24 protein-coding genes are annotated in these 20351 nt (G+C 74.4%); 11 read left to right on the forward strand and 13 right to left on the reverse strand.

Annotated features, from left to right (window positions below):
- Positions 1–17: 17 nt before the first annotated feature.
- The 5 genes from ACTMTB_RS21525 to ACTMTB_RS21545 form a co-directional block, all read right to left on the reverse strand.
- Positions 18–1067, reverse strand: a complete 1050-nt coding sequence (locus ACTMTB_RS21525) for a helix-turn-helix domain-containing protein (RefSeq protein ID WP_441148067.1) — start codon at positions 1065–1067, stop codon at positions 18–20.
- Between the two features lie 109 nt (positions 1068–1176).
- Complete coding sequence (locus tag ACTMTB_RS21530) at positions 1177–1680, reverse strand: hypothetical protein (RefSeq protein WP_441148068.1); 504 nt, start codon at positions 1678–1680, stop codon at positions 1177–1179.
- Positions 1681–1730: 50 nt separating this feature from the next.
- A complete protein-coding gene (locus tag ACTMTB_RS21535) occupies positions 1731–3362 on the reverse strand; it encodes a RecQ family ATP-dependent DNA helicase (protein WP_441148069.1) in 1632 nt (543 codons plus the stop codon).
- Positions 3363–3625: 263 nt separating this feature from the next.
- Entirely contained in the window at positions 3626–4576 is a 951-nt protein-coding gene (locus ACTMTB_RS21540; RefSeq protein WP_441148070.1) for a TIGR03557 family F420-dependent LLM class oxidoreductase, read from the reverse strand.
- A gap of 78 nt (positions 4577–4654) precedes the next feature.
- Positions 4655–4780, reverse strand: a complete 126-nt coding sequence (locus tag ACTMTB_RS21545; protein ID WP_255541416.1) for a hypothetical protein — start codon at positions 4778–4780, stop codon at positions 4655–4657.
- Positions 4781–4921: 141 nt separating this feature from the next.
- On the opposite strand from ACTMTB_RS21545, the gene ACTMTB_RS21550 reads away from it, so the two are divergent.
- Positions 4922–6406: a glycoside hydrolase family 3 protein gene (locus ACTMTB_RS21550; RefSeq protein ID WP_441148071.1), complete on the forward strand. Its 1485-nt coding sequence runs from the start codon at positions 4922–4924 to the stop codon at positions 6404–6406.
- Positions 6407–6466: 60 nt separating this feature from the next.
- Here ACTMTB_RS21550 and ACTMTB_RS21555 read toward each other — a convergent pair whose 3' ends face one another.
- Together ACTMTB_RS21555 and ACTMTB_RS21560 are read right to left on the reverse strand one after the other, a co-directional pair.
- Complete coding sequence (locus ACTMTB_RS21555) at positions 6467–6754, reverse strand: GNAT family N-acetyltransferase (RefSeq protein ID WP_441148072.1); 288 nt, start codon at positions 6752–6754, stop codon at positions 6467–6469.
- On the reverse strand, positions 6751–7977 hold the full coding sequence (locus ACTMTB_RS21560) for a cysteine desulfurase-like protein (RefSeq protein WP_441148073.1): 1227 nt from the start codon (positions 7975–7977) through the stop codon (positions 6751–6753). Before ACTMTB_RS21560 ends, ACTMTB_RS21555 begins: the two co-directional genes overlap by 4 nt.
- An 84-nt stretch (positions 7978–8061) precedes the next feature.
- On the opposite strand from ACTMTB_RS21560, the gene ACTMTB_RS21565 reads away from it, so the two are divergent.
- The 7 genes from ACTMTB_RS21565 (at position 8062) to ACTMTB_RS21595 (ending at position 12293) form a co-directional block, all read left to right on the forward strand.
- Positions 8062–8427, forward strand: coding sequence for a hypothetical protein (locus ACTMTB_RS21565; RefSeq protein ID WP_441148074.1), 366 nt, complete (start codon positions 8062–8064; stop codon positions 8425–8427).
- A gap of 61 nt (positions 8428–8488) precedes the next feature.
- Positions 8489–9310, forward strand: coding sequence for a DUF1206 domain-containing protein (locus ACTMTB_RS21570; protein ID WP_441148075.1), 822 nt, complete (start codon positions 8489–8491; stop codon positions 9308–9310).
- Between the two features lie 68 nt (positions 9311–9378).
- Complete coding sequence (locus ACTMTB_RS21575; RefSeq protein WP_441148076.1) at positions 9379–10575, forward strand: mechanosensitive ion channel family protein; 1197 nt, start codon at positions 9379–9381, stop codon at positions 10573–10575.
- A gap of 184 nt (positions 10576–10759) precedes the next feature.
- Entirely contained in the window at positions 10760–11194 is a 435-nt protein-coding gene (locus tag ACTMTB_RS21580; RefSeq protein ID WP_357616012.1) for a phage holin family protein, read from the forward strand.
- Complete coding sequence (locus ACTMTB_RS21585) at positions 11191–11532, forward strand: DUF3618 domain-containing protein (protein ID WP_441148077.1); 342 nt, start codon at positions 11191–11193, stop codon at positions 11530–11532. The genes ACTMTB_RS21580 and ACTMTB_RS21585 overlap by 4 nt, the downstream gene beginning before the upstream one ends.
- Complete coding sequence (locus ACTMTB_RS21590) at positions 11529–11801, forward strand: DUF4235 domain-containing protein (RefSeq protein WP_179804235.1); 273 nt, start codon at positions 11529–11531, stop codon at positions 11799–11801. Before ACTMTB_RS21585 ends, ACTMTB_RS21590 begins: the two co-directional genes overlap by 4 nt.
- Before the next feature lie 288 nt (positions 11802–12089).
- Entirely contained in the window at positions 12090–12293 is a 204-nt protein-coding gene (locus ACTMTB_RS21595) for a cold-shock protein (protein WP_007075740.1), read from the forward strand.
- A gap of 149 nt (positions 12294–12442) precedes the next feature.
- Here ACTMTB_RS21595 and ACTMTB_RS21600 read toward each other — a convergent pair whose 3' ends face one another.
- A complete protein-coding gene (locus ACTMTB_RS21600; RefSeq protein WP_441148078.1) occupies positions 12443–12637 on the reverse strand; it encodes a hypothetical protein in 195 nt (64 codons plus the stop codon).
- 88 nt (positions 12638–12725) lie between these two features.
- Positions 12726–13709, reverse strand: coding sequence for an aldo/keto reductase (locus tag ACTMTB_RS21605; protein ID WP_441148079.1), 984 nt, complete (start codon positions 13707–13709; stop codon positions 12726–12728).
- 85 nt (positions 13710–13794) lie between these two features.
- Between ACTMTB_RS21605 and ACTMTB_RS21610 the strand changes: the two genes are divergently transcribed.
- Both ACTMTB_RS21610 and ACTMTB_RS21615 read left to right on the forward strand, forming a co-directional pair.
- On the forward strand, positions 13795–14589 hold the full coding sequence (locus tag ACTMTB_RS21610) for a trans-aconitate 2-methyltransferase (protein ID WP_441148080.1): 795 nt from the start codon (positions 13795–13797) through the stop codon (positions 14587–14589).
- Entirely contained in the window at positions 14586–15611 is a 1026-nt protein-coding gene (locus ACTMTB_RS21615; protein ID WP_441148081.1) for an adenosine deaminase, read from the forward strand. Before ACTMTB_RS21610 ends, ACTMTB_RS21615 begins: the two co-directional genes overlap by 4 nt.
- 81 nt (positions 15612–15692) lie before the next feature.
- Here the strand turns inward: ACTMTB_RS21615 and ACTMTB_RS21620 are convergent, their stop codons facing one another.
- The 3 genes from ACTMTB_RS21620 to ACTMTB_RS21630 all read right to left on the reverse strand — a co-directional run bounded on the left by ACTMTB_RS21620 (position 15693) and on the right by ACTMTB_RS21630 (position 18293).
- Complete coding sequence (locus ACTMTB_RS21620; RefSeq protein ID WP_441148082.1) at positions 15693–15887, reverse strand: hypothetical protein; 195 nt, start codon at positions 15885–15887, stop codon at positions 15693–15695.
- A gap of 283 nt (positions 15888–16170) precedes the next feature.
- Complete coding sequence (locus tag ACTMTB_RS21625) at positions 16171–17574, reverse strand: HAMP domain-containing sensor histidine kinase (RefSeq protein ID WP_441148083.1); 1404 nt, start codon at positions 17572–17574, stop codon at positions 16171–16173.
- Positions 17575–17603: 29 nt separating this feature from the next.
- Positions 17604–18293, reverse strand: coding sequence for a response regulator transcription factor (locus ACTMTB_RS21630; protein ID WP_357616037.1), 690 nt, complete (start codon positions 18291–18293; stop codon positions 17604–17606).
- 73 nt (positions 18294–18366) lie between these two features.
- On the opposite strand from ACTMTB_RS21630, the gene ACTMTB_RS21635 reads away from it, so the two are divergent.
- Positions 18367–19284, forward strand: a complete 918-nt coding sequence (locus ACTMTB_RS21635) for an ADP-ribosylglycohydrolase family protein (protein ID WP_441148084.1) — start codon at positions 18367–18369, stop codon at positions 19282–19284.
- Positions 19285–19286: 2 nt separating this feature from the next.
- On the opposite strand, the gene ACTMTB_RS21640 is transcribed toward ACTMTB_RS21635, so the two are convergent.
- Entirely contained in the window at positions 19287–20147 is an 861-nt protein-coding gene (locus ACTMTB_RS21640) for a DUF1775 domain-containing protein (RefSeq protein WP_441148085.1), read from the reverse strand.
- Between the last annotated feature and the right edge of the window lie 204 nt (positions 20148–20351).

Here is a 20351-nt window from a genome sequence, read left to right on the forward strand (position 1 = left end):
CGACCGCCGATCCGGGTTCAGTATGTCGACGTCGAGTTGACGACGGATGCCGCGTCGTTGACGATCCGTGCCTGTTCCCGCCGGGCCGCGCGGTACCCCTGCGGGGTCTCGCCGTAGGCGGCGCGGAAGGCACGGCTGAAGACCGCCTTGTCACCGAAGCCCCAGCGGGCGGCGACGGCCTGGATCGCCCGGTGCGCCTGCGCCGGGTCGGCGAGGTCGCGGCGGCACCGGTCCAGGCGCAGGTCGCGCACGTACGACGCCACCGTGGTCTCCTCCGTCTCGAAGAGCCGGTGCAGGGTCCGGACGGAGACGTGGTGCGCGTCGGCGATCCTCTGCGGGCTCAGCGTGGCATCGCCCAGGTGACGCTGGATGTAGCCGCGCACCTGCGCGAGCAGCGCCCGACGGCGTACCTCGCGGGGCACCGCGTCCTCGGCGACCAGGTGTCGGCCGAGCATGGTGACGATCAGGTCGAGCGCGGTCGTGCCGAGCCGGTCGGCGTCCGCCGCGTGATACTGCTCCGGATGAGCGGTGATCTGCACCAGGTACTGGGCCAGCAGGGCGCCCACCCCCTCGGTGCCGGACATCCGGCCGGCGAGCAGCGGAGCGAGCCGGTCGGGGGGCAGCGGCAGCGCGCCGTACGGGATCAAAGCCACCACGGAGCTGGCGTGCTGCTGTCCGCCCTGCGCACCCTCGTGACTGACCTGGTGGGGACGCGACCCGTCGTAGAAGGTGAACTCGCGCGGCCCGAGCACGCTCTGCCGGCCGGCCTGCCCGGACGAGCCGGTGCCGGTGGTGGTCAGGGCGAGCAGGAAGTAGTCCACCTCGGTCTGCCGGGCCAGCTTGGCGGTCCGTACGGCGTCCAGCGAGGGGTAGCGGTAGTTCACCAGCTGGATCGGGCCGAGGGGGATGATCTCGGCGCGGGCGGTGAAGTCGTCGGCGTGCGCGGACCGCATCCGCAGTGGCGACGCGGTGCGGGCGACGAGGTCCAGCCACATGCCGAACCGCTCGCGCGGCGGCAGCGCCTCCGTGTCGATGACGTTCCGGTCCAGCATCTTTCCCGCCTCCATGGTTCCGCGTGTGTCCGGCCCATTGTCGATGACGGCCCTGCCGGCGAAAGAGCGCGGAGACGACGGATCCGCGCGACCGGGTGGGCGCGCGGATCCGCGGCGGTGCCGGTCAGTCGTTGAGCACGTGCGAGAGCCGGTCGCGGAAGCGCCGCTCCGAGTCGCTGACCTGGTCGCCGCCGAGGCCGAGGAGGCCGCCGGTGGGGGCGGCGCCGACCACCTGCTCGGCGATCTCCACCAGCCAGTGCTTGTACGCCCCGGCCTCGCCCTCGTCCACCCGGGCGGCCAGCAGCGCCGACGCCTGACCGGCGCGGGCCAGCACGTCGTCGATCAGGGCATGCGGGTCCGCCGGCTCGATGACCGGCAGTTCCTCGCCGGCCTCCGGGTCGCCCACCCGAGACACGATCTCCCCGGCGACCGCCGCGACCAGCGGGTTGGCCGACTCGCGGCCGGCGGAGATGGTTTCCAGCCCGGCGGCGTTCTCCGCGCGGGTGCGCCGGCTGCCGTCGTGCTCCGCGGCGCTGGCCGCGGTCAGGACCGCCTGCGGCAGGCCGACCAGCAGCCCCCACTCCTCGTCGGAGAACCCGAACCCGGTGTACGCCGGCTGTTCGATCACGACTGAGCCCCTCTCGTTTCGTTGCGTCTGTGCCCGGTGCCCCGGTCAGGCTAGTCCCGCGTCAGCAGGCCCTGCTCCGACACCACGGGCACGGAGAGCGTCTTGTAGCCGACCTCGTCGAAGAGCACCGTCATCCGGTCCTCCTCGTAGTTGAGCACCAGTCCGGTCCCCCAGTCCGGGTGGCGGACCTGGCTGTGCACCGGGAACGGCCCGACCGCGCCGTCGTCGGCGGTGCTGGTGCCGGCGTGGCAGTTGTCGCAGTGCCCGCAGACCTCCGACATCTGCTCACCGAAGTACGCCAGCAGCGTCTGGCCCCGGCAGGCGGTGGTTTCGGCGAAGGCGCGCATCATGTCGGTGCGGGACCGGGTCACGGTCTGCTGCCGCTCCGCCTCGGCCAGGGCCGCCGCGGCGGCGTCCACCGGCCTGGGGGAGTAGCGGGGCGCGCCGATCCTCTGCCTGGCCCGCGGCTCGGCGGCGCCGATCTGCTCCAGCAGCGACAGGTACTGGCCGAGCTTGCGCGCACCGAGTCCGGTCACCTCGCGCAGCTCCTTCTTGGTCCGGGCCTCCTTGCGCAGCAGCGCGGCCAGGTCGCGCAGCTCGGTGGAGTCCGGCAGGCCGCCGCTGAAGTAGCGTTGCAGCCCGACGTCCTCGGCCTGCCAGAGCAGCAGCACTCGGGCCGGCGCGCCGTCCCGGCCGGCGCGGCCGATCTCCTGGAAGTAGCTGTCCGGCGAGTCCGGCAGCGCCATGTGCACCACCCAGGCGATGTTCGGCTTGTCGATGCCCATGCCGAACGCCGACGTCGCCACCATGATCGGCACCTGGTCGGCGAGGAACGCCTCGTGCAGCTCGTGCCGGGCACCGGTGGGCATTCCGCCGTGGTAGTACTGCGACGGGAAGCCGGCGTCGGTCAACCGCTGGGCCAGCTCCTCGGCGGCCCGCCGGGTCGGCACGTAGATGATGCCGGGGCGTTGGTCGTCGCGCAGCAGCGCCACCAGTCGCCGCCACCGGTAGTCGTCGGTGGGGCAGTGCGCCACCTCCAGGAAGAGGTTGGGCCGGTCCAGCCCGGAGACCACCACCTCCGGGTCGCGCAGCCGCAGCCGGGCGATGATGTCGTCGCGTACCGGGGGTGAGGCGGTGGCGGTCAGGGCCACCACCGGCGGCCGGCCGATGCCCTCGATCAGGTGGCCCAGCGCCAGGTAGTCGGGGCGGAAGTCGTGCCCCCAGGCGGAGATGCAGTGCGCCTCGTCGATCGCCACCAGCGCCGGCTTCAGCGCCCTGACCTCGGCCATCCGGTCGGGGTTGCTGAGCTGCTCCGGGGTGATGAAGAGGAACTCGGCGCGGCCGTCGCGGATCTCCTCGATCGCCTGGGCCTGTTGGGCCGGGGACTCGTCGGAGCTGATCCGTACCGCCCGCAGCTCCGGGCGCTGCCGTTCGTTGAGGGCGGCGATCTGGTCCTGCTGCAACGCCAGCAGCGGGGAGATCACCACCGTCGGTCCGGGGATCAGGCTGGCCGGGATCTGGTAGATCGCCGACTTGCCGGCGCCGGTGGGCAGGACCACCAGGGCGTCGCGTCGCTTCATCACCGCGCGCATGGCGGCGAGTTGGTTGGGCCGCAGCGCGGTCCAGCCGAAGAGGCTCCGCGCCGCGCGGCGCAACGTCGTCGAGTGCATGGACAGCTTCATCGAGGGCCGGAGGTACCCGAGGAGATCAGCGCCGAAACCGTCGACAGCGGCCGATCGGTCGGGAGAGCCGTAACGCCGCGCGGGCCACCCGCCGGGACACCGCGCAGCAGGCTCCGGCGCTGCCCGGCGGGCTGCTGCGCAGCCCCGTCCCGTCCTGAGCGTGATACCTGACGGGTATCACGCTCGTCGGGGTGTCGGGCCGGGCGCCGGGCACCGTCCGTGGGCGCGACGAGCCGCGAAACGCCGCTGGCCAGGCCAGGCTGTCAGCGCAGGCGGGGCAGCACCTCGCGCTGGTAGAGGTCGAACAGGGCCTGGGTGTGCGGGCCGGTGTTGGCCACGTAGACCTCGTCGAAGCCGGCCTTGGCGTACTTGTCGATCATCTCCAGGTGCGCGTCGGCGCTGTTGCCGCAGACGAACGACTCCTTCATCATCTCCGGCTTGACCAGTTGGGTGGCCTGCTCGAAGTGGCGCGGGGAGGGGAGCACCTGGGACAGCTCGCCCGGCACCCCGGCGTTCGGCCACTTCTCGTACGCCAGCCGCGCGCCCTCCTCCTCGCTGTCGGCGTACGCCGCCTTGAAGCCGGCCTGGCACGGCTTGTCGCCGCCGCCGCTCTCCCGGAACCGGCGGACCATGTCGGCGTCCGGCATGACGCTGACGTAGCCGTCGCCGATCCGGGCGGCCAGGTCGATCGCCTTGGGACCGAAGCCGGAGACGTAGACCGGTGGGGGCGCGTCGGGCAGGGTGTAGATCCGGGCGTGCTCGACGGTGTAGTGCTTGCCGTGGTGGTTGACGAATCCGCCCTGCCACAGCTCGCGCATCACCTCGACCGCCTCCTCCAGCATCTCCAGCCGGACGTCGGTCTGCGGCCAGGCGTCGCCGAGGATGTGCTCGTTGAGCGCCTCGCCGGAGCCGACGCCGAGCACGAAGCGCCCGGAGTGCAGAACGGCGCTGGTGGCCGCGGCCTGGGCCAGCACCGCCGGGTGGATGCGGACGGTCGGGCAGGTCACCGCGGTGGTGACGGGCAGCGAGCAGACCTGGCTGAGCGCGCCGATGGTCGACCAGACAAAGGGGCTCTGCCCCTGCGCGTCCACCCACGGGTGGTAGTGGTCCGAGATCCACAGCGCCTCGAAGCCGGCCCGTTCGGCGCCGCGCGCCTGCTCCAGCAGCTCCGCCGGGGTGGACTCCTCACTGGACAGGAAGTAACCGATCTTCATCTTTCCCCCTCGCCGTCGCCCGACGCCGGTCGCGCCGGGCCGACCAGGGGATGCCCTACCCCGGACTCGGGGGATCAGTCAGCGGCGGCCGAACATGGCCCGGATGGCGGCGAGCAGCAGCAGGCCGCCGACCACCACGCCGAGCAGGCGCACGCCGGGGACGTCGGCCGGCGAGGTGGCGTCGGCGAGCGGCAACAGATCCATTCCCGCACTGTCGCACGCCGCCCCGGAGGGCGCCAGACGGTAACAGTAAGGTTTATTGACTATTTCCTGGCCCGGTGTGACCATGGCAGCACCGCGACGGCGACCGGCCGTCGGACGACCACACGGGGGTACGGGGGCCGCATGAGCGAGCGCAACCTGGCGGGCCTGGCGGCCGCCGTCCTACAGCCCGGTTTCGTCGGCACCACCCCGCCCGAGTGGGTCTGCCGCTGGCTCGGCGAGGGGCTCGGCTCGGTGGTCCTGTTCGCCCGCAACGTCGTCGACCCCGGGCAGCTCGCCGCGCTCACCGCGACCCTGCGCGCCGAACGCCCGGACGTGCTGGTGGCCATCGACGAGGAGGCCGGCGACGTCACCCGGATCGAGTCGGCGCTGGGCAGCTCCCGCCCGGGCAACTTCGCCCTCGGCGCGGTCGACGACCCGGCGCTGACCGAGGAGGTGGCCCGGGACCTCGGCGCCGACCTCGCCGCGCTCGGCATCACCCTCAACTACGCCCCGGACGCCGACGTCAACAACAACCCGGCCAACCCGGTGATCGGCGTCCGGTCCTTCGGCGCCGACCCCCAGTTGGTCGCCCGGCACACCGCCGCCTGGGTACGCGGCCTCCAGTCCGCCGGCGTCGCCGCCTGCGCCAAGCACTTCCCCGGCCACGGCGACACCCGGGTCGACTCGCACCACGACCTGCCCCGCATCGGCGCCAGCCGAGCCCGCCTCGACGCCGGCGAGCTGGTCCCGTTCCGGGCCGCCGTGGCGGCCGGGGTGCAGGCCGTGATGACCGGGCACCTGCTCGTGCCCGCCCTCGACGAGGAACTGCCCGCCACCCTCAGCCCCCGCATCCTCGGCGACCTGCTCCGCGAGGAGCTGGGCTTCTCCGGCGTGGTGATCACCGACGCGGTGGAGATGCGGGCGGTCACCGACCGGTACGGCTTCGCCGGTGCCGCCGTGCGCGCCCTGGCCGCCGGGGCCGACGCGGTCTGCGTCGGCGGGGAACGGGCCGATGAGGACGCCGCCCGCCACCTGCGCGACGCCATCGTCGCCGCCGTCATGGCCGGGGAGCTGCCCGAGGAACGGCTCGCCGAGGCGGCCAAGCGGGTCGGTCAGCTCGCCGCCTGGACGGTGGCCGCCCGCGCCGACCGTCCCGCGTGGGCCGTGCCGGCCCACGACGGTTCGCCGGTCGGCCTGGCCGCCGCGCGCCGGGCGCTGCGGGTCAGCGGCGCCACCGCCGCCCTGCCGCTGGTCGCCCCCGCCCACGTGGTGGAGTTCGCCCCGCCGCGCAACATCGCCATCGGCCCGGAGACCCCCTGGGGCATCGCCGCCCCGCTGGCCGCGCTGCGGCCCGGCACCACCACCGCCCGGTTCGCCGAGTTCGAGGTGCCGGCGGACCCGACGGCCGCGGCCGGCGGCCGACCGGTCGTGCTGGTCGTCCGCGACCTGCACCGGCACGACTGGATGCGGTCCGCCGTCGAGCGGGCCCTCGCCGCCCGGCCGGACGCGGTCGTGGTCGAGCTGGGCGTGCCCGAGCTGGTCGTCGGCCGGGTGCACGTGGCCACCCACGGCGCCACCCGGGCCGGCGCGCTGGCCGCCGCGGAGCTGCTCGCCGGCCCCCGCTGACCACTCCGCCCCGCCGCACCGCGCGACGATCATCGCCGCGGTGCGGCGGGTCGGTGCCGGTCAGGCCGGCTCGAAGACCAGGTCGGCGTACTCGGGGTGCCGCTCGATGTACGCCCGCACGAACGGGCACTGCGGCACCAACCGGCCGCCCTGCTCGCGCACCTGCTCCAGGGTGGCCCGGACCAGCGCGGCGCCGACCCCCATGTCCTGGAACTCCGGGCGCACCTCGGTGTGGGTGAAGATCCGCACCTCGCCGCGCGGCAGGTACGCCGTGAAGCCGGCCAGCGCGTCGTCGACGAGGATCTCGAAGCGGTGCTTGGCGGGGTTCTCCTCGACCAGGAAGCTCACCCGCCCATTGTCTCCCGCCGCCGGGCCAGGGTGTGCAGTTCGCTGAGCAACCGGTCCACCTCGTCGGCCGTGTTGTAGTGGTAGACGCTGGCCCGGACCGCGCCGCCGGTCTCCCCCAGCCCCATCGCCCGGAAGTACTCGTAGGCGTAGTAGTCGCCGGAGGAGAGGCAGAGCCGCGCCTCGCCCAGCGCCGCCGCCAGCCCGGCCGGCGACCAGCCGGCGAGCCGGAACGACACCGTCGGGCAGCGCCGGGCGGCGGCCCCGTACACGGTCACCGCGGGGTTGTCGGCCAGCCCGGCCAGCAGCCGGTCGAAGAGCGTCTCCTCGTACGCCTGGGCGGCGGCCAGTCCGGCCCGGACCCGCTCCCGCCGGTCGCCGGTGGCGGTCGGGTCCAGCCCGGCCAGGTGGTCGACCGCGGCGGCCACCCCGGCCAGCAGCGGGAAGCTCGGGGTGCCCGCCTCGAACCGGTCGGGCACCGCGTCGGAGGAGGGGACCAGCTTGGCCGGGCGCAGCGACTCCCAGCGGGCCGGGTCGGCCACCATCGCGGCCAGGTGCGGGCCGGACCACTTGTAGGCGCTGGTGACCAGGAAGTCCGCGCCGGTCGAGGCGAGATCGGTCGGACCGTGTGGCACGGAGTGCACCCCGTCGACGCAGACCAGAGCCCCGGCCGCGTGCGCGGTCTTGGCGATCGCCGCCACGTCCGGCATCGTGCCGACGGCGTTGCTGCCGGCGGTCACCGCGACCAGCCGGGTCCGCTCGCCGACCAGCTCGGCGTACTGGCCGGCGGGCAGCTCGCCGGTGGCCGGGTCGAACTCCGCCCAGCGCACGGTCGCGCCGGCCACCCGGGCCGCCTGCACCCAGGGCCGCACGTTCGCGTCGTGGTCGAGCCGGGAGACCACCACCTCGTCGCCGGGGCGCCAGGTCTCGCCCAGGGTCCGGGCCAGCGTGTACGTCAGCGCGGTCGCGCTCGGCCCGAGCACCACCCCGCGCGGCGCCGCGCCGAGCAGGTCGGCCACCGCGGCGCGGGCGGCGTCGACCAGCTCCAGCGACCGGCGGCCGGGCGCGAAGGCGGGGGTGCGGTTGCCGAGCGCGGTGCCCATCGCCCCGCTGACCGCGTCGATCACCGACTGCGGGGTCTGGGTGCCGCCGGCACCGTCGAAGTGGGCGAAACCCTCGGTCAGGGCGGGGTAGGCGGCCCGGGTCCGGGCGATGTCGAACGGCATGACCGGACCCTAACGCGCGGCACCGGGGCGCCTGATGATCACGCGGCGGTGCCGATCTCGCCGCCGTCTCGTACCCTTGGTCGCGTGACGACGCGACCCGCTACCTCCCCGCTCACCCCCACCCGCCGCGTTGCCGGCCTGCTCGCCGGCCTGGCCCTCGGCGTGGCCGTGCTGGCCGGCTGCAGCTCCGAGGGGGCCGACACCGACTGCGGCCTGGACGCCTGCACAGTCACCTTCGACCGGGGCGTCGACGCCAAGGCGAACGTCCTCGGCGTCGAGGCGAAGCTGATCGGGGCCCAGGGCGACCAGGTCACCGTCGAGGTCGCCGGCGAGCAGCTCTCCCTCACCGTCGGCCAGCAGGCCACCGAGGTGGGCGGCTTCGCGGTCACCCTGGACAGCGTCACCGACCAGCAGGTCAAGATCCGGGTGGCGCGCAACACCAGCAGCTGACGGCGTCTCCGGCGGCGAGGCGCCACGTTTGTGGATCTTCCCATTCGGAGATTGTGGCGCCATGTCACTCACCCGGAACGCCGAAGCCACCGCCGCCCGCACCGCGGACAGCCGCTGGCTGGAACTCCTCGCCCGGGCCGGCTTCATCGGCTACGGGGTCGTGCACCTGCTGTTCGCCTGGCTCGCCCTGCAGATCGCCTTCGGCAAGCCCGGTGAGAACGGCGACCAGTCCGGTGCGCTGCGGACCATCGCCGCCCAGCCGCTGGGCAGGACGCTGGTCGTCCTGATCGCGATCGGCCTGCTGGCCATGGCCATCTGGCAGGGCCTGGAAGCAGCCGTCGGGCACCGCGTCGAGCAGGGCAGGGAGCGCGTCTGGGAGCGGCTCGCCTCCGCCGGCCGGACGCTCGTCTACCTCTACTTCGCCTGGACCGCCTTCAAGGTCTTCAAGGACGCCGGCTCCAACAGCGCCGACCAGCAGGAGGCGCTCACCGGCAAGCTGATGACCTCCGGCGGCGGCCGGCTGGTGGTCGGCCTGGCCGGGCTGGTGCTCGCCGCGATCGGCGTCGGTCTGGTGATCTACGGGCTGGTCAAGCGCTTCGAGAAGCACCTCAAGACCGGCGAGATGAGCCCGAAGACCCACACCGTGGCCCGCCGGCTCGGCATCGCCGGCTACGTCGCCAAGGGCGTCGCGTACGGCATCGCCGGCGTGCTGATCGTCGTCGCCGCGCTGAAGTACGACCCGGAGAAGGCCCGCGGCCTGGACGCCGCGCTGCACACCCTGCGCGACCAGTCCTACGGCCAGGCGCTGCTGGTGCTGGTCGCCCTCGGCATCGCCGCCTTCGGCACGTTCTGCTTGTTCCAGTCCCGGTACCGCAAGGTCTGAGCTGGCCGATTCCGGAACCACCGGGCACCATAGGGCCTTTGCCCGAAGCCCGGCCGGAGGGAGAGAGCGTGCAGGAGTACCTGGAGACGATCGCCGCCGCGGCTGCCGCGGCGGCGATCGCCCTGTTGCTGGTCGAGGTGGTGCACCGGGTGATCCGGCGGTTCGGCCGGGGCTCGCTGCTGATGACCGAGCTCACCGAGCACGCGCACCGCCCGTTCCAGGTGGCCGGCACCGTCCTCGCCGTCCAGTTCGCGGTCCGGTTCACCACCGGGTACGCCGTCGGCACGCCCTGGCGGCAGGTGGTGCTGCACGCACTGGTGCTGGCCGTGGTCGCCGCCGTGGCCTGGCTGGTCGCCGCGCTGCTGGTCGCGATCGAGGACACCGCCCTGGCCCGGTTCCGGGTGGACGTGCCGAACAACCGGCACGCCCGCCGGGTCCGCACCCAGGTGGTGCTGCTGCGCCGGCTGACCATCGCGGTGATCGTGGTGCTGACGGTCGGCGTGATGCTGATGACCTTCCCCGCCGTACGCGGCATCGGCGCCGGCGTGCTGACCTCCGCCGGTGTGGTGGGTGTGGTCGCCGCGCTGGCCGCCCAGAGCCTGCTCGGCAACGTCATCGCCGGCCTCCAGCTCGCCTTCAGCGACGCGGTACGCCTCGACGACGTGGTCGTGGTCGAGGGGGAGTGGGGCCGGATCGAGGAGCTGACCCTGAGCTACGTGGTGGTGCAGATCTGGGACGACCGCCGGCTGATCCTGCCCACCTCGTACTTCACCAGTAAGCCGTTCCAGAACTGGACCCGCACCGAGGCCGCCGTCCTCGGCACCGCCGAGTTCGAGGTGGACTGGGCGGTCCCGGTGCAGGCGATGCGGGAGGAACTGCGCCGCCTGGTGGAGAGCACCGAGCTGTGGGACGGCCGGGTCTGCGTGCTCCAGGTGACCGACGCGACCGGCGGCACGATCACCGTCCGGGCGCTGGTCAGCGCCGCCGACGCGGGCAGCCTCTGGGACCTGCGCTGCCTGGTCCGCGAGCACCTGGTCGGCTGGATCCGGGACCACCGCCCCACGGCCCTGCCCCGGACCCGCACCGAGATCGGCGACGCCGCCGGCGCCCTGCCCTGGCAGTGGGCGCAGCCCCGCCGGCCGGTGCGCCGGCTCCAGGAGCCGGAGGTGCCCGACGACGCCCGCGTCTTCGGCGGCAGCCACGACGGCGACGCCCGCAGCGAGGCCTTCGTCGGCCCCGAGGAGCACGCCGACTCCCGCCGCTGAACCACCCTCGACCGCACCCGCCGACCGGCCCGCGCGCCGTCGGCGGGTGCTTCGTCGTACCGGCTTCCGCGTTTCGCCGGACGGTGCGGGTCCACCTGCGGTCAGATGTGGTTGGTCACTGCGCGCAGGATTGACGGGCGGCGACTCCGGGCATACAGCGCGGTGATGATGAAAGGAGGACAGCATGGCTGACGTCGCGAACCAACAGACGTCCCGGACCGGGAGCGAGCCGTCCACCGCCGAACTGGTGCAGCGGGCCACCGAGCAGGTCTCCCGCCTCGTACGGGACGAGTTGGCGCTGGCCCGGGCGGAGTTGACCCGGAAGGGCAAGCACGCCGGGATCGGAATCGGTCTCTTCGGCGGGGGTGGGGCGCTGGCCTTCTACGGGCTGGGCGCGCTGGTCGTCACCGCGGTGCTGCTGCTGGACCTGGTCATGCCGGCGTGGCTGGCCGCCCTGATCGTGGCGGTGTTGCTCTTCCTGGTCGCCGGGGTGCTCGCCCTGGTGGGCAAGAAGCAGGTCAGCCAGGCGGTCCCCCCGGTGCCGGCGTCGACGGTGCAGAGCCTCCGGGCGGACGTGGACGTCGTCACCGCCGCGGTGAAGGACAGGGGACGGGCATGACGGGCAACGGGACCGGCGACGCCGAGGCGCTCCGCGAGGAGATCAGGCGTACCCGGGTGGAGCTGGGCGAGACGATGGAGTTGTTGGCCGCCAGGGCCGACGTGAAGGCCCGGCTGCGGGAGTCCGCCGGCCAGGCGAAGGAGCGGATGCGCGAGCAGGCCGCGCAGACCGTCGCCCGGGTGCGCGGGCAGGCGGCGCAGAAGGCGGACGTGGCGCGGACACAGGCGTCGGAGAAGGGTGCGGTGGTCCGGCGTAATCCGATGCCGTGGGCGACGGTGGCGGCCGGTGCCGTGGCGGCGGTGGTCGTGCTGCTGATCGTCCGGGGGAGGCGCAGATGAGCAGGGGCATCGGCAGGACCGCGTACAAGCCCGTCGGGGTGCTGCTCGGGCTGGCCGCCGGTACGGTCGCCGGGGCGATCTTCCGGCAGGTCTGGACGATGACGGCCGGCGACGGCGAGGCCCCCAGCGCGACCGACGAGGACCGCGGCTGGGGCGAGATCCTGGCCGCGGCGGCGTTGCAGGGCGCCATCTTCGCGGTGGTCCGGGCGGCGGTGGACCGCGGCGGCGCGGTCGGCGTACGACGGCTGACCGGCCGCTGGCCGGACTGAATCCGAGCGGGTCGAAGGCCCCCCACCGCATCGACGGGTGGGGGGCCTTTCGCACGGCCGCCGGCACCCGCCCAGCGATCTTCGGCATCCGTCAGGTCACATGTCGGAGAATTTCGTCCGCTAGGCAGTGCAGAGTTTTTGCGTACGTGGTTAAGCTGGCCCGGCTGTTGCGAGATGGCGTGGGTTGGGAGAAGTCTCCGTCGTGGGGGCCGCCTCAGGCGCCGCTGCTCGAAAACGGCCAATCGGCCGCACGGCGTGCTCGGCCGCCAGTTTTAGAAGGAGATACACATGGCGCAGGGAACCGTGAAGTGGTTCAACGCTGACAAGGGCTTCGGCTTCATCACCGTCGACGGCGGGGGTGCTGACGTGTTCGTCCACTTCTCGGCCATCCAGACCAGCGGCTACCGCACGCTGGAGGAGAACCAGCGGGTGGAGTTCGAGATCGCCCAGGGTCAGAAGGGTCCGCAGGCCGAGCAGGTCCGCCCCATCTGAGTAGTGCCGGTCGGCAGCCGCCGGCCCGGGTGATCCGGCCCCCCGGATCGACGAGAAGCCCCGTGTCCTGCAGGGACGCGGGGCTTTCCGCGTATCCGGGCCCGGCGCCGGCCCACCGCGCGCCCGTCGGGCGCCTACTGCGCGTTCGGTCAGGTGCGGCGGCGGGCCTTCAGGCCCCGCCAGAGCACCACGAGTCCGATCAGGATCACCACCGGGCCGACCACCGCCCAGATCCGGTGGTCGGTCATCACGCTGCCGCCGACGTACCCGAGGCCCTGCACCGTCCACACCGCTCCGGCCACCACGGCCAGCAGCCCGAGGGCGAGCGTCAGCCAGCCCCTCATCGGTTCCTCCTCACCCGCGCCGGTGGTCCCGGCCTCCGGTCAGCATGCGGCCCGTCCGGCCGGTACGCGAGCACCGCCCCGGCGCGGCTCACCACCGGTCGTGCACCCGGGCACGGACCAGCTCGTCGTAGACCGCCCGGACCGTGTCCCGCTCGGCAGCGGTCAGCGGCGGCAGGTGGGCCGCGGCGGCGTTGCCCCGCGCCTGCGCGGCGTCCCGCGCGCCGGGGATGACCACGGTGACGCCCGGCTGGTTGATGATCCAGCGCAGCGCGAACTGGGCCATCGTGCGGTCCGGGCCGACCAGCGGGGCGAGCCGCCGCACGACCGCCAGGCCGAGGTCGTAGTCGACGCCGGAGAAGGTCTCGCCGACGTCGAAGCTCTCCCCGTGCCGGTTGTAGCTGCGGTGGTCGTCGGCGGCGAAGGTGGTGTGTTCGTCGTACCGGCCGGAGAGCAGGCCGCTGGCCAGCGGCACCCGGGCGATGATGCCCACCCCGGCCGCGGCGGCGGCCGGCAGCACCCGCTCCAGGGGCTTGAGCCGGACCGCGTTGAGGATGACCTGCACGCTGGCGACGCCGGGCCGGGCGATGGCGGTGAGCGCCTGGTCGCAGGTCTCCACGCTGACCCCGTACCCGGCGACGCGCTTCTCGGCGACGAGCGTGTCGAGGGCGTCGAAGACCCGGTCGTCGGCGAAGACGGCGGTGGGCGGGCAGTGCAGCTGGACCAGGTCCAGGGTGTCCGTGCCGAGGTTGGCCCGGGACCGGTCGGTCCAGGCCCGGAAGTTGTCCAGGGTGTAGGCCTCGGGCGTCTGCTCCACCCGGCGGCCCATCTTGGTGGCCACGATAAGGCCGTGCCCGGGCCGCTCGCGCAGGAACCGCCCGATCAGCTGCTCGCTGCGCCCGTCGCCGTAGACGTCGGCGGTGTCGAGGAAGGTCACTCCGGCGTCCACGGCGGCGGCGAGCACGGCCAGGGCGTCGCTCTCGGTGACCCGACCCCAGTCCGCGCCGAGCTGCCAGGCGCCGAGGCCGACCACACCCACCTGCCGGCCGAGCCGGTCGAAGCTGCGCTGTTCCATCGGAGGAAGCCTAGTGATCGCCTTGCCGGACCGCAGTGCGGGCCGTAGGGTCATTGCAAGACGTACGTACGGTTTGGAGGCGGCGATGTGGGATCCGACGACCTACCTGCGCTACGGCGACGAACGGTCCCGCCCGTTCCACGACCTCGTCGCCCGCGTCCCGGCCGACCGGCCGCGCGCCGTGGTCGACCTCGGTTGCGGGCCCGGCACCCTGACCGCCACCCTCGCCGCCCGCTGGCCGGCCGCCGTGATCCGCGGCCTCGACTCGTCCCCGGAGATGATCGACCGGGCCGCCGACCTGGCCGCCCCGGTCGAGTTCACCGTCGGTGACGTCCGGGACTGGCGCCCCGCACCCGACGTCGACGTGGTGGTCTGCAACGCCGTGCTCCAGTGGGTGCCGGAGCACCGGGAGCTGCTCGCCCGCTGGGCCCGCGAGCTGCCCGCCGGCGCCTGGCTGGCGTTCCAGGTCCCGGGCAACTTCGACGCCCCCTCGCACCGGACGCTGCGCGAGGTCGCCCGCCGGGACCGCTGGGCCGCCACGCTGGCGCCGCTGCTGCGCGAGACCCCGGTCGACGACGCCGTCGGGTACGCCGCGTCGTTGGCCGCCGCCGGCTGCGCGGTCGACGCCTGGGAGACTGTCTACGTGCACCTGCTGCCGGCCGACCCCGCCGCCGACCACCCGGTGCTGGCCTGGATGGAGGGGACCGCGCTGCGACCGGTCCGGGCCGCGCTGGACGCCGCCGGCTGGGCGGACTTCCGGGCCGAGCTGGGGGTACGCCTGGCCGAGGCGTACCCGGTGCGGCAGGGGCAGGTGTACTTCCCGTTCCGCCGGATCTTCACCGTCGCCCGTACCGGCGCCCGCGCAGAGGAGAATCTGTGACCGACCTGCCCACCTTCATCGCCGGACTGCCCAAGGTGGAGCTGCACGTGCACCACGTCGGCTCCGCCTCGCCCCGCATCGTCGCCGAGCTGGCGGCCCGGCACGAGGGCCGCAGCCCGGTCCCGGCGGACCCGGCCGCGCTGGTCGACTACTTCGCGTTCCGCGACTTCGCCCACTTCATCGAGGTGTACCTCAGCGTCGTGGACCTGATCCGCGACCCGGAGGACGTCTGGATCCTCACCCACGAGGTGGCCCGCGAGCTGGCCCGCCAGCAGGTCCGGTACGCCGAGCTGACCATCACCCCGTACTCGCACGTGCGCCGGGGCATCCCCGCCCCGGCGTTCTGTGAGGCGATCGAGGACGCCCGCAAGCGGGCCGAGGCCGACTTCGGCATCGCCCTGCGCTGGTGCTTCGACATTCCCGGCGAGGCCGGGCTGCCGGCGGCCGAGGAGACCCTGCGGATCGCGCTGGAGGAGCGGCCGGACGGGCTGATCAGCTTCGGCCTCGGCGGCCCCGAGATCGGGGTGCCCCGGCCGCAGTTCAAGCCGTACTTCGACCAGGCCCGGGCGGCCGGGCTGCGCTCGGTGCCGCACGCGGGTGAGACCACCGGCCCGCAGACGGTCTGGGACGCCCTGCGTGATCTGGGCGCCGAGCGGATCGGGCACGGCATCTCCGCCGCCGAGGACCCGGAGCTGCTGGCGTACCTGGCCGAGCACCGGATCGCGTTGGAGGTCTGCCCGACCTCCAACGTCCGTACCCGGGCCGTGGCGCGGCTGGCGGAGCACCCGCTGCGGCGGCTGGTCGACGCCGGCGTGCTGGTCAGCATCAACTCCGACGACCCGCCGATGTTCGGCACCACCCTCAACGATGAGTACGCGGTGGCCGCCGCGCTGCTCGACGTCGGACCCGAGGGGGTGGCCGCGCTGGCCCGGGACGGGGTGACCGCCTCGTTCCTCGAACCGGGCGAGAAGGCCCGGATCAGCGCCGAGATCGACGCCTGGTCGGCAACCGGGACGCGTTGAGCCTTCGGGGCGCGTCGCGCGGCCGGGCCAGGTCGGCCGGGCCGCGCCGGCGGCCGGCCAGCGCCGGTCCCCGCCGGAGCATCAGGGCGCCGAGGCGGCCAGTCCGAGAGCGGTCGGGGCAGTGGGCGCGGCCGGTGCGGCGGCGGTCGGTGTCCGGGTGGCGGGCGGGGCGCCGCCGTGCGCCAGCACCGGGTCCTGCCAGAGCGCGAGCGTGAGGGCGATGCCCGCGCCGACCACGGCGGCCCAGCGCAGCAGCCGGGTCACGGACGGGCTCATCGGGACACCTCACGACTGTCGGTGAGAGGTGGGGCGCGCGGCGGGAGCGGGTGTGGGGGGACCGTGCCCCCGCCGCGCGCTCGGGCTCCACCGGCCGGCAGTTGTCAGGGGCGACAAGACCGGTGGAGCTGATGGGTTCTCCCTGATCCTGGCAGCGTCCGGCCGCCCTGGCGCCCGCGTTAACCCGGATCTAAGGAAGACTTGCGCCACCCCACAACCAACGGGGGTCCCGCCTCGCAGCCGGGCGTCTCGGCTGCCGGAACGGCGTTGCCCGTCGTGGTGGTCAGTCGTCGGCGGGACGCTGCCGGGGCCACCGCCGCCCGCCGGTCTTCTGCTCCCGGGCCTCCCGGGCCATCCGGCCGACCAGCCCGAAGCGGTTGACCTGCCGGGGCGTCGCCTCCGGGTCGGCCAGCAACATCACCACGCTGGCCCCGCCCAGCCGGGCCCGGTCGATGCTCACCGAACCGTTGGCCTGCAGTGCCACCCGCTTGGCGATGTCCAGCCCCAGCCCGGTGGAGCCCTGGTCGCTGGTGCCCCGGCGCAGCGCCCGGTCCGGATTGGCGATGCCGGGGCCGGCGTCGTCGATCCGGATGGCCACGTAGCCGTCCCGGCGGGAGACCGCCACCTCGAACGCCGTCCCCTGCGGGGTGTAGCGGAACACGTTGCCGATCACCGCGTCCAACGCGGCGGCCAGTTCGGCGCGCGGCACCGGCGCGGGGATCCGCAGCTGGGCGCCGCTGACCCGGTGCGGCCGGTTCTGGTCGCCGGCCAGCGCCGCCCAGAACACCATCCGGTCCCGGACCACCTCGCTGACGTCGCACTCCGCCGGCCCGGCCTCGTGGGCCACCGCCTTGCGGGTGGTCTTGATCAGCACGTCGATCTCGCCCTCGAGGGTGACGATCGCCTGCCGGATGCGCCGGATCGTGCGCCGTCGGTCCAGCTCGGCCGGGGTGAACGAGCCGACGCTGGTGTCGTCGGAGTCCAGCCCCTCGGCGTCCAGCCGCAGCACCGTCAGCGGCGTCCGCAGCCGGTGCGACAGGTCCGCCACCAGCTCCCGTTCGTCGGTGCGCGAGGCGACCAGCCGGTCGGCCATCCGGTTGAACGCGTACCCGGCCTCGGCCAGCTCCCGCGGGCCGCTCGGCTCGACGCGTACGCCCAGGTCGCCGTCGCCGACGGCCAGGGCCGCCTTGACCAGCCCCCGGGTGGAGTCGACCGCGCGGGCCGCGACCCGGTCCACCACGATCACCGCGGCGCCGACCAGGGCCACGGCGACGGCGCTCAGCAGCAGCCAGGTACCGCCGGAGCCCTCGTCGAGGTCGGCCTCGGGGACGAACACCTCCACCACGGCGACCTGGCCGTCGAGCACCACCGGGTCCAGCCGCAGCACCCCGCCGGAGACGTCGGTGACCACCGACCGTTTCTGCGTGCGGGCCCGTTGCAGGTCCGCCTCGGCGGCCCGGCCGCTCGTCTCGTCCCCGCCCAGCCCGTGCACCACCGGCCGGGTCGCCGGGTCGTCCCCGGTCGCCTCCACGGCCCGCCGCACGGCCGCCGGTTCGGTGCTGACCGCCAACGCTCCGGTGACCAGCGCGCTGCGCCGGGCCGCGTCGGCCAGCGCCTCGTCGCGGACGTCGTCGCGCAGGCTCACCCCGAGCGGGATCAGGAACGCCAGCGCGACCAGCGCGCACATGCCGGCCGTGAGGTAGGCCAGCGCCAGCCTCAGTCCGGGGCCACCAGTCGGAAGCCCACCCCCCGCACGGTGCGCAGGTAGCGCGGCTTCGCCGCGGACTCGCCCATCTTTCGTCGTAGCCAGTACAGGTGAACGTCGATGGTCTGGTCCTCGCCGACCGACGGCTGCCGCCATACCTCCTCCAAGAGCTCCCGCCGGGACACTACCCGGCCGGGTCGTGCGGCGAGATACGCCAGCAGGTCGAATTCCTTGCGGGTCAGCGCCAGCGGTTCCCCGTCGAGCACCGCGCTGCGCTCGCCCACGTCCATCCGCAGGCCGCCCACCGTGTGCACCGCCGGCTGCACCGTCCGGCTGGCCCGGCCGACCCGGCGCAGCACGGTGGTGATCCGGGCGTCCAGGTGCGCGCCGGTGAACGGCTTGACCATGTAGTCGTCCGCGCCGGCCCGCAGCAGCCGGACCACCGACTGCTCGTCGTCGCGGGCGGTGGCGATGATGATCGGTACGTCGGTGATGCCGCGCAGCATCCGCAGCGCGTCCGAGCCGTCCAGGTCGGGCAGGCCGAGGTCGAGCACGACGAGGTCGGGGGTCTCGGCGGCGACCCGGCGCAGCGCGTCCAGCGCCGTGCCGACCGCGTGCACCGCGTGCCCCCGCTCGCTGAGTGAACGCAGCATTGCGCCGCGTACGACGTGGTCGTCTTCGACCAGGAGCACGGTGGCCACGTCAGCACCGTACTGCCCGTGGCAAGTTGATCGCGTTGCGGAGGGCTCGCGCACCGGGCAAGCTGGCACGACGATGACGTTCACCCTGTTTCCCGACACCCGGCTGGCCCTGGCCCGGGACAGTCTCACCGGTCTCTCCGTCGGCGACGCCCTGGGCGGGATGTTCTTCGTGCCGGGGCGGGGCGTGGCGCCCTGGCGCGACGGCCTGCCGGCCGGGCCGTGGCCGTGGAGCGACGACACCGAGATGGCCTGTTCGGTGGTCGGCTGCCTGGCCGACGCCGGCACGATCGACCGGGACGCCCTCGCCGCCGCCTTCGCCGCCCGCTACGACCCGGCCCGCCGCTACGGCGCCGGCGCCGTCGAACTGCTCGAACTGATCCGGGCCGGCACGCCGTGGCCGGTGGCCGCCGCGTCGGCGTTCGACGGGCAGGGTTCCTGCGGCAACGGCGCGGCGATGCGGGTCGGGCCGCTGGGCGCCTGGTTCGCCGACTCCACCACCCGGGCGGCGGCGCAGGCCCGCGCCTCCGCCGAGATCACCCACGCCCATCCGGAGGGGATCGCCGGCGCCGTGGCGGTGGCCGTGGCCGCCGCGCTCGCCGCCCGGGCCCGCCTGGACGGCGACCGCCCCGACCCGGCCCGGCTGCTCGCGGCGGTCGCCGCCGCGCTGGACCCGGCCGCCGAGGTGCACCGCCGGGTACGCCGCGCCGTCGGGCTGCTCGGCCGGGGGCTGCCGGAGGCCGTCGAGGCGCTCGGCAACGGCTCCCGGGTGACCGCCCAGGACACCGTGGCCTTCACCCTCTGGGTCGCCGCCACCCACCTCGACGACTATCCGGCGGCGATCCGGGCCTGCGTCGAGGCGGGCGGGGACGTCGACACCACCGCCGCGATCGTCGGCGCGATCGTCGCCGCCCACACCGGGGTCGGTACGCCGGGCGGGGTGCCCGACGGCTGGCTGGCGGCGCGGGAGCCGCTGCCGGACTGGGCGCGCTGAACTCAGCGCGACCCCACCGGCTCGCCCTTGGCCCGGTCGGTCAGCGAGCGCTCGCTCTCGGGCTGCTCGTCCGTCGACGGCTCGCCGTCGGGCTGGTCGCCCTCGACGTCGTCCGCCGGCTCGGCCCGGTGCCGTCCCCGGCTCACCGCCCAGCCGACCAGGGCGCCACCGCCGAGGCCGATCAGCAGACCGCCGCCGAGCAGCACGTCCGCGCTCGGACCGCCGTCCGCCGCGCCCGGGTCGGCCGCCGCCTCGTCCCCGCCGTCGGCCGCCGCGGCGTCCGGGCCGCCGTGGCCGTGTCCGGTCGCCGCCCCGGGGGCCGCCGGAAGCAGGGCCAGGGTCGGGGCCGGGTGGGCGCCACCGGCCGGGTCGGCCCAGCGCACCACCGTGCCGTCGGAGTACGTCTGCACCACCTCGAAGCTCATCCGGTCGGTCTGCGGCAGCGGGCCCATCGCCAGGGCGAGCCGGGCGGGGCCGGGCTGCGGCTTCCCGGCGGCCCGGGTCCAGACCACCGCGGCGGTCACCGTGGTCACCGAGGGCGCGTGGATGCCGGCCACCGGGGCGTCCAGGTCGCGGGAGGTGATCAGGGGCGCCCAGCCGTCCACCGACAACGGGTAGACCTCCCCGATCGGCGCGTCCGGGGGCAGCTTGACCTCGATCTTCTCGGTGCGCGCGCCGGGCCGCTCCTCCGGCACCACGAAGGTCAGCTCCACCGCGTCGCCCTGGGTCGCCTGCGTCGGCGTGGTCGTCACGTCCGCCGCCAGCGCCGCGCCCGGCCAGGCCAGCGCCCCGGCGACCGCGGCGGCCAGCACGAGACCCGCCCGCCGGCCGCCGTTGCGGGTGATCGCCATCTGTGCCCCCATCCGTCTCCACGCGGCCGGCTCCGGTTTCCGGCCACACCGGGTAGTTCGGATCGCGGGTCGGAAAGGTTCAATCCGCGCCGGCACGATCTGCGCGGCGGGCGGGACACGCGGGCCCATCCTTTCCCGACGACCGGGCGGAAACGGGCGACCGATAGCATCGCAGGAGCCGGAACCGGCAGCATCCGTACCGTCTGCAGTTGAGGA

This window comes from Micromonospora sp. L32 (genome assembly GCF_052068055.1).
GTDB lineage: Bacteria > Actinomycetota > Actinomycetes > Mycobacteriales > Micromonosporaceae > Micromonospora > Micromonospora purpureochromogenes.